General features: G+C 53.4%; 8 protein-coding genes and 9 pseudogenes. 16 read left to right on the top strand and 1 reads right to left on the bottom strand.

Annotation, left to right across the window (positions count from 1 at the left end):
- Window positions 1–142 precede the first annotated feature (142 nt).
- The 5 genes and pseudogenes from ftsY to ACZZZP_RS22615 all read left to right on the top strand — a co-directional run bounded on the left by ftsY (window position 143) and on the right by ACZZZP_RS22615 (window position 4,861).
- A pseudogene (ftsY, locus tag ACZZZP_RS22635) lies at window positions 143–1,515 on the top strand (signal recognition particle-docking protein FtsY).
- Window positions 1,512–2,180 carry a cell division ATP-binding protein FtsE gene (gene ftsE, locus ACZZZP_RS22630; protein ID WP_463536861.1) on the top strand — a complete coding sequence of 223 codons (669 nt, stop codon included), beginning with the start codon at window positions 1,512–1,514 and terminating at the stop codon, window positions 2,178–2,180. Before ftsY ends, ftsE begins: the two are co-directional and overlap by 4 nt.
- Window positions 2,180–3,204, top strand: a pseudogene (gene ftsX / locus ACZZZP_RS22625) (permease-like cell division protein FtsX). Before ftsE ends, ftsX begins: the two are co-directional and overlap by 1 nt.
- A gap of 111 nt (window positions 3,205–3,315) precedes the next feature.
- A pseudogene (gene rpoH / locus ACZZZP_RS22620) lies at window positions 3,316–4,170 on the top strand (RNA polymerase sigma factor RpoH).
- 82 nt (window positions 4,171–4,252) lie between these two features.
- Window positions 4,253–4,861, top strand: a complete 609-nt coding sequence (locus ACZZZP_RS22615; RefSeq protein WP_122492132.1) for a hypothetical protein — start codon at window positions 4,253–4,255, stop codon at window positions 4,859–4,861.
- On the opposite strand, the pseudogene mtgA reads toward ACZZZP_RS22615, so the two are convergent.
- Window positions 4,851–5,586: pseudogene (gene mtgA, locus ACZZZP_RS22610) on the bottom strand (monofunctional biosynthetic peptidoglycan transglycosylase). The gene ACZZZP_RS22615 and the pseudogene mtgA overlap by 11 nt on opposite strands.
- Before the next feature lie 358 nt (window positions 5,587–5,944).
- On the opposite strand from mtgA, the gene ACZZZP_RS22605 reads away from it, so the two are divergent.
- From ACZZZP_RS22605 to ACZZZP_RS22555, 11 genes and pseudogenes are all read left to right on the top strand, one after another.
- Window positions 5,945–6,508 carry a fimbrial protein gene (locus ACZZZP_RS22605; RefSeq protein ID WP_463384192.1) on the top strand — a complete coding sequence of 188 codons (564 nt, stop codon included), beginning with the start codon at window positions 5,945–5,947 and terminating at the stop codon, window positions 6,506–6,508.
- Between the two features lie 147 nt (window positions 6,509–6,655).
- A pseudogene (locus tag ACZZZP_RS22600) lies at window positions 6,656–7,129 on the top strand (fimbrial protein); the annotation flags it as partial.
- Window positions 7,130–7,254: 125 nt separating this feature from the next.
- Window positions 7,255–7,614 (top strand): annotated as a pseudogene (locus tag ACZZZP_RS22595) (fimbria/pilus periplasmic chaperone).
- 40 nt (window positions 7,615–7,654) lie between these two features.
- Entirely contained in the window at window positions 7,655–7,882 is a 228-nt protein-coding gene (locus ACZZZP_RS22590) for a fimbrial biogenesis chaperone (protein ID WP_463536860.1), read from the top strand.
- A gap of 138 nt (window positions 7,883–8,020) precedes the next feature.
- Window positions 8,021–8,233, top strand: a pseudogene (locus ACZZZP_RS22585) (FimD/PapC N-terminal domain-containing protein); the annotation flags it as partial.
- A pseudogene (locus ACZZZP_RS22580) lies at window positions 8,169–8,404 on the top strand (FimD/PapC N-terminal domain-containing protein); the annotation flags it as partial. The pseudogenes ACZZZP_RS22585 and ACZZZP_RS22580, both read left to right, overlap by 65 nt.
- Before the next feature lie 45 nt (window positions 8,405–8,449).
- Window positions 8,450–8,863 carry a fimbria/pilus outer membrane usher protein gene (locus ACZZZP_RS22575; protein ID WP_463536978.1) on the top strand — a complete coding sequence of 138 codons (414 nt, stop codon included), beginning with the start codon at window positions 8,450–8,452 and terminating at the stop codon, window positions 8,861–8,863.
- A pseudogene (locus ACZZZP_RS22570) lies at window positions 8,860–10,182 on the top strand (fimbria/pilus outer membrane usher protein); the annotation flags it as partial. The gene ACZZZP_RS22575 and the pseudogene ACZZZP_RS22570, both read left to right, overlap by 4 nt.
- Window positions 10,183–10,230: 48 nt before the next feature.
- Window positions 10,231–10,485: a FimD/PapC C-terminal domain-containing protein gene (locus ACZZZP_RS22565; protein WP_463384771.1), complete on the top strand. Its 255-nt coding sequence runs from the start codon at window positions 10,231–10,233 to the stop codon at window positions 10,483–10,485.
- Window positions 10,486–10,806: 321 nt separating this feature from the next.
- On the top strand, window positions 10,807–11,253 hold the full coding sequence (locus ACZZZP_RS22560; RefSeq protein WP_463536859.1) for a hypothetical protein: 447 nt from the start codon (window positions 10,807–10,809) through the stop codon (window positions 11,251–11,253).
- Window positions 11,254–11,425: 172 nt separating this feature from the next.
- Window positions 11,426–11,764 carry a hypothetical protein gene (locus ACZZZP_RS22555; protein ID WP_463536858.1) on the top strand — a complete coding sequence of 113 codons (339 nt, stop codon included), beginning with the start codon at window positions 11,426–11,428 and terminating at the stop codon, window positions 11,762–11,764.
- Window positions 11,765–12,139 lie beyond the last annotated feature (375 nt).

Raw genomic sequence — 12,139 nt, 5'->3', positions numbered from 1 at the left:
TGAATGACCTGTCGAGAAGGCCCGCTTGGTCTTAGCGTCGGCGGGCGCGGAGGTGCTAGGATACTCATCCATTTTATTGGCGGCCACGGCTGTTGGGTTTTTACCCGGTTGGCGCGTCGCACCCTTGAGATAGCCGCTCTCCATGTTTGGTTCCAAAGACGACAAGAAGACCCCAGCCGCTGCTGGGAACGACGCTCCGGTCACTTCCGATGAGAAGGCCGGCGAGAAAAAAAGCCTGTTCGGTTGGCTGCGCAAAAAGCCTCAGGAGCCCGCTGCGGCGCCTGAAACTGCGGTCGAAACCGTAGCGCCGAGCGAGTTTGCGCCTGCTGAGGCGGCACCGGTTATCGACGCTCCGGTAACCGAGTTGCCCGCTCAGGAACAGCAACCGATCGTAGTGCCCGAAGTGGTCATCGCGCCGGTTGTGGAGCCCATTGCGGCACCCATCCCAGCGCCAGAGCCGATCTTTCCGACACCGGAACCGGTTGTGGCTGAGGCAGTTGTTGCTGCGCCAGTCGCGCCGCCTGTAAGCGAAGCCCCCGTGGTGGTCGCGCCAGCGCCCGCCGCATCGGCATCGCCAGAAAGCAAAGCCGGTTTCTTCGCGCGCCTGAAACAGGGGTTGTCGAAAACCAGCGCCAGCCTCGGTGAGGGCATGGCCAGCCTGTTCCTTGGCAAAAAGGCCATCGATGATGACCTGCTCGATGAAATCGAAACACGTCTGCTGACCGCCGACGTTGGCGTCGAGGCCACCACGGCAATCATCCAGAGCCTCACGCAGAAAGTAGCGCGCAAGCAGTTGGTCGACAGCGGGCTTTATATAAGGCGCTACAGGAAGAACTGGCGTCGCTGCTCAAACCGGTCGAGCAACCGCTAGTGATTCCCGCGGAGAAGAAGCCATTCGTGATTCTGGTAGTCGGCGTTAACGGCGCCGGCAAAACCACCACCATCGGCAAATTGGCCAAAAAGCTTCAGCAGGAAGGCAAGAAAGTGATGCTCGCTGCAGGCGACACCTTTCGCGCGGCGGCGGTCGAGCAGTTGCAGGTGTGGGGTGAGCGTAACCAGATTGCGGTGATTGCTCAGCACACCGGTGCCGACTCGGCCTCGGTCATCTTCGATGCGGTTCAGGCGGCGACTGCCCGTGGCATCGACGTGCTGATCGCCGACACAGCGGGCCGTCTGCATACGAAAGACAACCTGATGGAAGAGCTGAAAAAAGTGCGCCGCGTGATCGGCAAACTCGACGAAACCGCCCCGCACGAAGTGTTGCTGGTGCTGGACGCCGGCACCGGGCAGAACGCGATCAGCCAGGCCAAGCAATTCAATCAGACCGTTAACCTCACCGGCCTGGCGCTGACCAAGCTGGACGGCACAGCCAAGGGCGGCGTGATCTTCGCGCTGGCCAAGCAATTCGGTCTGCCTATCCGCTACATCGGGGTGGGTGAGGGCATTGATGACCTTCGCACCTTTGAAGCTGAAGCCTTTGTTCAGGCCTTGTTCGCCGAGCGGGAGCACGCATGATTCGCTTTGAGCAGGTGGGTAAACGCTACGCCAACGGCCACGTCGGCCTGCATGAGCTGAGTTTTCGCGTACGCCGCGGCGAATTTCTGTTCGTGACCGGGCATTCGGGCGCCGGCAAGAGCACCTTGCTGCGCTTGATTCTGGCGATGGAGCGGCCCACGTCCGGCAAGCTACTGCTGGCGGGCCAGGACCTGGCGCAAATCACCACCGCTCAGATTCCTTTCCTGCGCCGCCAGATCGGCGTGGTTTTCCAGAATCACCAGCTGCTGTTTGATCGCACCGTGTTCAACAACGTGGCGTTGCTGCTGCAGATTCTCGGGTTGTCCAAGCCCGACATCGCCAAGCGCGTCGATGCCGCACTGGAGCGTGTGGCGCTGAGCGACAAGCGTGATCTGTTTCCTGGCGATCTTTCCACTGGCCAGCAACAGCGCGTCGGTATCGCCCGCGCCGTTGTGCACCGCCCCGCCTTGCTGCTGGCGGATGAACCGACCGGTAACCTCGACCCTCGATTGGCGGCGGAAATCATGGGCGTATTCGAAGACATCAACCGCATGGGCACCAGCGTCCTGATCGCCAGTCACGACCTGGCACTGATCGCGCGCATGCGCCACCGCATGTTGACGTTGCAACGCGGCCGATTGATCGGTGATGGGGAGGCTGGTTAATGAGCGCCACTCGTAATCCTCAGGAACCGTCATCCGCAGCTGAGCGCGTCGGCGCCGCGCCAAAGAAGAACGATCAGAAAAAAAGACGACGGCAGCCCAGATTTCTCCACCTTGCTGCACGCCTGGTTGGAAGCCCATCGTTCTAGCTTGATCGACAGCTTGCGCCGCCTGGCCAAGCAGCCCATCGGCAGTTTCTTTACCTGTCTGGTCAGTGGCCGTGGCGCTGAGCTTGCCCATGGGCTTGTCGCTGCTGCTCAACAATGTCGAGCGCTTGGGCGGTTCCTGGCAGCGCGCGGCACAGATTTCTTTGTTCCTGACGCTCGATGCCAACGAAGCGGACGGCGAAAAGCTGCGCGCGCAGATCGCAGAAATGAACGATGTGGCTGAGTCTGAATGGATTAGCCGCGAACAAGCGCTGGCCGAGTTTCAGCAGCAGTCCGGCTTGGGTGAAGCGCTGAAAGAACTACCCGAGAACCCGTTGCCGGCCGTGATTCTGGTGACGCCGAAGGAAGTGGATAAACCTGCGCTGGAAGCCTTGCGCTTACGCCTGGCGGAACTGCCGAAGGTTCAGCAGGCGCAGCTCGATTTGCTCTGGGTTGAACGCTTGAGCGCCATTTTGAAACTGGGCGAGCGGTTCGTCTTCGGGCTGACGCTATTGCTGGTGATGGCCTTGCTGCTGGTGATCGGGAACACCATCCGGCTGCACATCGAAAATCGTCGCACCGAAATTGAAGTCATCAAGCTGGTAGGCGGAACTGACAGCTACGTGCGGCGTCCCTTCCTTTATATGGGCGCGTTGTATGGCTTGGGTGCCGGCGTCCTGTCTTGGGCCGTGCTGGCGTTTGGTCTGGATTGGTTAAACGGCGCCGTGGTGCGTTTGGCCGGGCTGTATGGCAGCGACTTTGCGTTGGCTGGGGTGCCATTATCCGATGGTCTATCCCTGCTGCTTGGCGCTGTGCTGTTGGGGTATATTGGCGCCTGGCTTGCGGTGGCCCGTCACTTGAACGAGTTGGCCCCGAAGTAGTAAGTTATTGTTTATTAGTGTTTTTTCGTGTTTTTGAACTTTCGAGTCAACTGTCTGGTCTTATCCGGGCAGTGCTCAAAAGGCACGAGTTTCGTGAGTCGGAGGATTCGCATGAGCAATTCTTTGCAACCTGTCCATGCTTTAGTCCCGGGTGCAAACCTTGAGGCCTATGTGCATGCTGTCAATAGCATTCCGCTGCTGACTGTTGAGCAGGAGCGCGAACTGGGCGAGAGTCTTTTTACCATCAAGACCTCGAAGCCGCTCGCCAAATGGTGCTCGCGCACCTGCGGTTTGTTGTCCATATCGCCAGAAGTTATTCCGGTTACGGCCTGGCTCAGGCCGACCTGATCCAAGAAGGCAACGTTGGCCTGATGAAGGCCGTCAAGCGCTTCAACCCTGAAATGGGTGTGCGTTTGGTATCGTTCGCTGTGCACTGGATCAAAGCTGAAATTCACGAGTTCATCCTGCGCAACTGGCGCATCGTCAAAGTGGCCACCACCAAGGCCCAGCGCAAATTGTTCTTCAACCTGCGCAGCCAGAAAAAAGCGTTTGGCTTGGCTCAATAACGACGAAGTTCACGCTGTGGCCGAAAGCCTGGGCGTGGAGCCGCGCGAAGTGCGCGAAATGGAAAGCCGCTTGACCGGTCATGACATGGCGTTTGACCCCGCTGCAGAGGCGGACGACGAAAGCGCCTTCCAGTCGCCGGCCAATTACCTGGAAGACCATCGCTACGACCCTGCTCGCCAATTGGAAGATTCCGATTGGAGCGACAGCGCCACGGCGAATCTGCATGAAGCGCTGGAAGGCCTTGATGAACGCAGCCGCGATATTCTCTACCAGCGCTGGCTGGCTGAAGAAAAAGCGACTCTTCATGAGTTGGCCGCGAAGTACAACGTTTCAGCCGAGCGTATTCGTCAGCTGGAAAAGAACGCTATGAACAAACTCAAAGGCTCAATCGCCGCCTGAGTGTCAAAGCGAAAGGACTGAAGCCGCACCCAGGTGCGGCTTTTTTCTGCCCGTGTGTTTATCCCTGTTTCGGAGACTGACCATGTCCATGCCACCGCTACGTATGCAGCACTGGCTGCTTTTTGTGGTGATTGCCGTTGCCTTCTTTGCCTGGGGCGGCTGGTTAATGTACGGGCGGAGCGTTCCGGAACCGCTGCCTGGCATGGCGCGCTGGCAGAAAGAAATTGTCTCGCCGATGGCAGAAGGCACACTCACGTTGGGACGTTTAAACGCAGTGAATACTGGAGAGCTATGGCTAAAACCTAGACTGGACGGCCCTCAGCTACTGTACCGGTCGAGGCTGGGAAGCATGGGTGAACAATGGAAGCTCGAAGCCGTTCTGGTGCTCACCGAGCAAGAGCACACCAGCTTGATGAAGGCGACGGGCCTCAAGCCTACCGACCCCGAACAACCCCTGAGCAGTCACATGCTGGGCGAGCTGAGCGGTCACGGGCTCTCTGCTTTGATGCTACGTCCGGAACAGCCTGTGGCCGAAGATCAGATCGTCGCGACTTTTGGGCCGCCGCGTTTGCGCTTGCAGCTCAATAGCGGGGAAGGCTGGGTGTATCCCGCGCAGGGGTTAACGGTTCATGTAGAAAATGGGGCCCTCTTGCTACTGCACGTCGTGCCCCGCAGCTCGCTTAAACAGTAAGCGAATCGCCAATCAGGAGCGGCGGCCTTTCTGCATTTTGCACGATGTAGTCACTGCCGCCTAGCTGGCGCATCTGTTGGCGAATCCAGTTCGCTCGACGGTTGATATAGCCGGTCGGCTTACCGGCGCTCCACTTCAGCGGATTGGGCAACACAGCCGCCAACAAACTGGCCTGCCGCGCGGTTATATAAGAAGCTCCCCACGCCAAAGTGCGCGCGCGCAGCTGCCTCTGCTCCAAACACCCCGCTACCCCATTCCACGGTGTTCAGATAAACCTCAAGGATTCGCTGCTTCGGCCAGAGCAACTCCAGCAAGCCGGTAAACCACACCTCCAGTCCTTTACGCAGCCAGCTTCGACCGGGCCAAAGGAAAAGGTTCTTCGCCACTTGCTGACTGATCGTGCTGGCGCCCCGCAAATTGCCGCCACGTTCGTTGTGATCAAGGGCAGCCTGAATAGCCTCCACATCAAACCCCCAATGCTCGGCGAACTTCTGGTCCTCACCCGCGATCACGGAGATTTTCAAATCATCCGACAGCTCCGCCCATGGGCGCCACGTGCGCTTGAGGTCGATCGGCTTGCCATCAATCCATGACTCGATTTTCCGCTCCACCATGAGAGCGGAACCAGGCGGCGGCACCCAGCGGAAAATAAGCACCACCAGCACTGAGGCCGTGGCGAACCAGAGCAGGAACCTAAACAGACGTCCGAAAAGTTTGCGAACCATGCGTAGCGGGGCCTTAAAAGTAGGCAAAGAGTATAGCGCTGGTCGCATAGAGAGCTTCCCCCACATTAAGGGTTTTGAATTCAAAGGCTTCCGCAAGCTCACGGGAGCGTCTTCGCGACCTGTCCGGGAGCGAACATTTCTGAGTCTCGTCTACCGAAGTCCGGCATGCCGTGCACAGTATTTCGACGACACCTTAGACATATATCCGTCTTTCAGGTCGGGAAATTCCACGCTCTACGGATTATTCCCACGTCTCGGTCGGAGGCTGATTGCAGTTTCGAAGTGAGATTTAACTAAAATTACTCGGGCTTTAGATATCAATATTTTTTCAAGTTAAACAAAACTTTACGGGTCTTCTATGAAAAACAAATTGGCTGTACTCAGCGCTAGCGTCGTTCTGGCTAGCTTTGCCCAAGTGGCGACTGCGAACGAAGGAAAAATCAACTTTGAAGGCGGTGTTTCTGATACCACTTGCACGGTAGTAGTAAATAAGCAAACCAATAACGCAACGGTGAAACTGCCCATCGTTTCATCCAAGCTTCTTGCGACGAAAGACTCTACTGCGGGTCGCGTCTTCTTAAATTTTCAGCTTTCCGATTGCTCGTCCGCGTCCACGCTGGCAAGTAAGGCAAAAGTGTTTTTTTCCGCTGGAGGTAACATTACTCCGGAAGGGCATTTGCGGAATACTGCACAAACGAACGCAACCAAGAACGTCGAACTTCAAATATTGAACAAAGATGGCAAAGTAATGGATTTGTCTCTGGAGGCTGATTCGCAAGGCGCTATCGGAGAAGACCTTGTTGCTGACGCTAATGGTATAGGAACCGCATATCTTAGCCATTTTGTCCAGTACATCTCACAAGGCAATGCTACTGCGGGTGGCTTGACCTCCAGTGTCGACTATGAAATTGACTATGAGTAAAGTCTAAGTTAAATGCCTGGCCTCGCCAGGCATTGCTTTTCCAACATACTGGGTGCTACATGAAAAAATCAAAAGTTTACGCACTCTTGTTTTTGTTCTCGCACCTATTGCAATGGGGCAACTTCGAGTTTCACAGTCGAAGGAAAAGTTACCGCCGCTACATGTGCTGTTGTAAGCAAAGAGCAGCGGGTTAAGTTACCAATCGCGCCGAGTACTTCACTTAGGAATGCCAGCGATACGACTGGCCGGACACCGTTTTCAATCGAGATTAAAGGCTGTCCACCTGATTCGTTCATCTACTTCGAAGGCGATCCGCTCGCATCAATTGTAGTTGGGACTTCAGGACGACTGCCAAATACTGCGGTTAAAGGGGCGCAAAATGTCCAGTTGCAGATACTGAATTCCGATGGGAGTGCAGTGGATGTAAATGCAGCGAAAGGCCAGCAAGTTAGCAGCGCGGGCGTTGCTGTAGGAGGGGCGGACGAAAATAGAGTGAAATTCGATTTTTTTGTTCAGTACTACGCTATCGGTGCAGCCGTCGCAGGAAAAGTGACTGGTACAGTTACCTTTTTAGTCGAGTCAATTTTAATAGTTTTAGTTTTGGTTTTCGGTGTCAGGTGAAAATATGCACACTAATATACTTCAGTACTTACGGTCAGCTTTTAAAATATCCCCGTTTATTATTTCTATTATTTTTTCCGGTCCTGTATTTGCCTCGGTCGTTTTGGATGGCACGCGCGTGATATATCCCGAAGAAGACCGAAGTTTCTATACGTATGACAAATGAAGGCGCAGAACCAAAACTCGTTCAGATTTGGATTGACGATGGCGACAAAAAAGCGAGTCCGGAAAATATTCGGGTTCCATTTGTCGTGACGACCCCAATCTTCCGAATTGATCCGGAAAAGGGGCAGGTCGCGAAGATACAGTGACACCGTAATCTTCCGGGGCCGTCGGACCGAGAGTCAGTGTATTGGTTGAACGTTCTGGAAATTCCCAGCAAGCCAACCTTAAACGCTGATGATGATAACTATCTACAGTTTCGCTTTCGAACCCGCATAAAAATATTCCTGCGGCCTAAAAGGGTTGAATGGGGTCGCGAATGATGCTCCGGAAAAGTTGGTTGTTAAATACCAGCCTGGGAGAGTGAAGTTAGAAAACCCTACTCCCTATCACGTGAATATCAGCACGTTAGGCGTCGGATCTAACGCTGATGGCGGCGTTGTAGAAGCGGAAATGATAGCGCCTTATACGACAAAAATATTTGAATTAAAAAGAGTGCGTAGCTCTCAGCATTCGCCATCAGTTACCTATAAGTCAGTCAATGATTATGGCGGGTCCCCTGTTTGGAATAAGCCCGCCGCTACGTTCTAATACCTTCTGGTTATAATATGAAAAATCGAAGCCGGAACCTGACAGCGTTTTCACTCATGTGCGCGCATTTTGTGTTGATCTTCGCTGCTCCAGCGTTAGCCACACCAGAAAAAATACGCCGCCGTCGAGTTCGACAATCGTATGTTGTGGGGCGCGCCTGGCGAGAAGCACGGTGCAGATTTATCGAGGTTTACTGACGGTAATCCAGCGCCTCCTGGAAGCTTTAAAGTAGATTTATATCTGAACGACGATCTGCAAGGGTCAACTTCGGATAAAATTTATTTCTGTGGCAGACAAAAAGTCTGCAATAGCCTGTTTTACTGCAAAGGATTTTTCCTTGCTTGGTATTGACATCTCCAGGTTGCCTGAAGAAGACTCGAAGTGGATTTCGGAAGGCGCAGCCACTGGTAAATGCCGTCAGATAGGAAACGTCGTACCTGGCGCCTCGGTGAACTTCGATTTTCCGAGCAACGTCTTGAAGCTTACGTTCCTCAGGCCTATTTAATAGAGCGGCCCAAGGATTATATTAGTCCGCTTGAATGGGATAGAGGCATCAACGCCGCGCGGTTGAACTATTCCATAGATGCATTTAATTCAAGCAGTTATGGTAACGCTTCGACACAAGCCTTCGCGTATTTTGAAAGCGGAATTAATGTCGAGGGGTGGCGGATTCGGAACATTTCCTCTGTAGCGGCTGACGGTGAAAACCGTTCATATCAAAATCAGCGTACCTATGCGCAGACTGATATAGAGCGGTTGAGCAGCACCCTTACGGTTGGGCAGAATTATACCGATGGCCAACTGTTCGACTCCTATGGCTTGCAAGGCGCGTTTGTTTCAACAGATACGCGGATGTTGCCTGCCTCGCTGAGAAGTTATGCGCCGGTGGTAACCGGAACGGCGGACTCGAACGCTAAGTTGACGATCAAACAGGGGGGCGCAATTATCTATGAACGAGCCGTGCCGCCGGGCCGCTTTTGAAATTCAAAAATTTAATGCTGAGTGGTTACGGTAATGATTTGGACGTTACCGTCACGGAGGCGGATGGCTCGAGTAAAAGCTTTACTGTGCCGTACTCGTCTTTAGTGCAATTGCTCCGTCCTGGTCAGTCTAAATACTCGGCGAGTCTCGGGGAAGCTTGGGCGCCGTCTTACAGCAGTTTTAAACCCGTGGTTGGGCAGGTTAACTTTCAGCACGGCGTAAACAACTACGTTACAGCGTTCGGTGGATTTGTCGGAAGCGAAGCCTACCAGGCTGTGGCCCTAGGCAGTGCCGTTAGTACGTATTTAGGTGGTATATCGGCTGACTACACCTACTCAAGTGCGAGTCTGGGAGGATCGGATGCTATTAATGGCGATAGCATCCGATTTGTCTATTCAACGCTTTATGAGCCAACTGGCACTAACGTCACGCTATCCAGTTACAGGTTCTCCAGTCGCGGCTTCTGGTCATTTAGTGAGTTTGTTACGAGCCAGGATTCAAAGTTTCAGAACGGACCCACCGAGGACGGTCTGGGATACGGTTACCGGGCGAAGCAGAAAGGGCGTTTTGATATGAGCTTGCGCCAAAGACTCCCTTACGATCTTGGCGCTGCATCTGTCAGCGGCTCTACGCGCAATTTCTGGAATCGCGAAGGGTCAGATACACAGTTTCAGCTCTCGTATGCAAATCGTTTCCGAGACCTAAATTATGACGTCGCTCTATCACGGGTCAAAGATAAGGATGACAGGAGATATAACGAATTTCGGCTGAACTTTAGCATCCCGATTTTCGCTTCTAATTAGTGGCCGAAACTATGTTTCGGCAGAAGTACGACGCGTAATTCGGAGTCGGGCAGTTACGGGCAGATGCAACTGGGTGGTATAGCAGGCAATGACCAAGAGTACACTTACGGCATCTCAACCACCCAAGGTCTTGACAGCCAGAATGCGTCCGCCAGCTACGGGCTCAATGGCACCTATCAAGGCTCCAAAGGATTTGTCACTAGTGGTTATACCAAAGGGGACGACTATCAGCAGGCTTCTTTAGGTGTGTCTGGATCGGTGCTGGTCCATGATGGGGGCGTGACGTTAGGTCAAACTTTGGGCGAAACCGTTGCATTAATAGAAGCCAAAGATGCCGATGGCGCTCGTATCACCAATTCCAGCGGCGCGGTGGTGGATGGCCAGGGCTACGGAGTCGTTCCATATCTTTCAGCCTATTCGCGTAATCGGGTCGAAATTGACTCGGAGGGATTGTCGTCAGATATTTCAATTGCCGATACAAGCAGTGAGTCAGTCCCTGTCGCGGGATCAATCGTTAAAGTTACGTTTGAAACGCTGCGCGAAAACACCATTGTTATAAATGGTATGTTCGAAGATGGCAGTGCGTTGCCATTTGGAGCGGAAGTGTTCAACAACACGTCGGGCAACGTTGTGGGATATGTAGGGCAGGCAGGAAGTATTTTTGCTCGGGGTGTGGACGCGCAAGGAAAACTTCTCGTGAAGGTGGGTGGACGCAATTGCATGATGGATTATCAGTTTAACAAGCAGGATAGCGCTGCGAACTTGGATATGCGCGCTTCAGGTAAGGACAGAAATTACACGACATGTAAATATGAGTAATCACCATGCTTGCGTTAGCTAGGCTCTTTATCCGACGGGTAATCGTTGTCACGTGTGCGGGGGGCGCTTTGTTCTGGTCGTTGATGGCGTCGGCTGCCTGCTCTTGGGGCGGAGCGTCGTTACCGAATGCCATTACTACACCCATCGTTTTCCAAACCGCAGGTTTTAAGATGTTGGCGAACAAACGCTGGTATAACGATTCCCGTCATCCCGTCGGAACGTATATGGGAATGTCTTTGACAACCCTAACAGGAAGTGTATGTACCAACCTTCGAGAGCTTAAAGGGCAGAAAGCGGCCGTTGTTTACGTGCCCCCATTGAATGCAATACAGACTGGATCCGGATTTCGAATACCGACTAATGCTGCGGGGCGTCGCCATTGAAATAGAGTTTCCGAACGGGACATTCCAGGCCGGAGGCATCTATCTTACTGCCAGCGCAGGGAATGTCGCTGCCTCTGGCGCTCTCACGCAATCCACAGCCAAATTCGCGCCTATCCCTGTAAAACTGTCGGTGGTTAAAACCGGCTTATTTGCCAATACTTCTGGCGACTCCAGTAAAGGCGAGATAACCGTTGCAGGCGGACTGGGTTGGTTCACCTATCGCGGAGTTCAAGATCCTACCTTAGTTTCAGCGGCTCAAGATCAACTGTTGATGCCTGCCCGTTATAACGGTGGGGGGAATAACCTCACTTATCTCGGATTAGCCAGCGCACCGAGCTGCGAAATATTGGGGTTTGACAAAATCCCCCCTGAACTCGGGGCTTAAGATTATTTCTATGTCGCCGGTGAGTACATCTGCGTTTCAGGGCATTGGACCGGTCGAAGCGTCGTCCAAGTCTCATCAATTTAGGTTTTCCTGCAAAGGGGTCGCTGATACCAGACCTGCCATTTCCTTTAGCGCAACGTACCCACTTAATAAAGGGGCGGAGGGGGTCGGTATGCCTGAAGCCGACAGCGATATCGGCATACAGCTGCTTCTGGATGACGTGCCCGTAAAGTTTGGCGTTGCATCGAAAGCGTTACATCGGAACCTGACCGCTCTCAATAACGATGTTGCAGACCAGTTTCACGGTCTTCTTAAACAACAGGGTTGGATTTGTGAGAAAAATTGTGACGCAGATATGATTGGCCCTAACTGGGAGAATAGCGGCGCTGCTTTGGGTAACAATGACGGTTTGGGTGCGACGGTTACGTTTAAATATTATCAAACGACCACGGCTGCGCCTGAGCCACGCACTATCTCGGTCCCGTTTACCGTAACGTTAGATGTGCTTTAGCTCGGTGTTTTATTTACATTTTTAGGTTTATTTTGCAAATGGATTTGCGGGAGTGGCGAAGATGGATCTTGGCACATCATGTAGTTCGGCCGGTTTATTGTCCGGCTTTCTTTTTTATTTGTTTTATTTCACATTCTCCTAGCTCGTTTGCCGGCTGCGATTGGTCGAGCGCAAGCGCTGGTGTCAGTAGTTCTGTAGCCCTCTCGGCAGATCGTGTTAGAGGCGCCCAGTTATCGAATGTTATTCAATCGTTCGTGGCGTGAGGATTCTCGCTTTCCTGCTGGCTCCTTATTAGCGCTAGAAACGCTAACGCTTAGTGCCCGAATGTGCAGCGACCTGTACGAGCTAAGCGGCAAACTTCTCGATGTTATTTAC

The organism is Pseudomonas sp. AC211, assembly GCF_979258055.1.
Note: the sequence above shows the minus strand (reverse complement) of the source record. Positions and strands in the feature narration are given on the sequence as shown.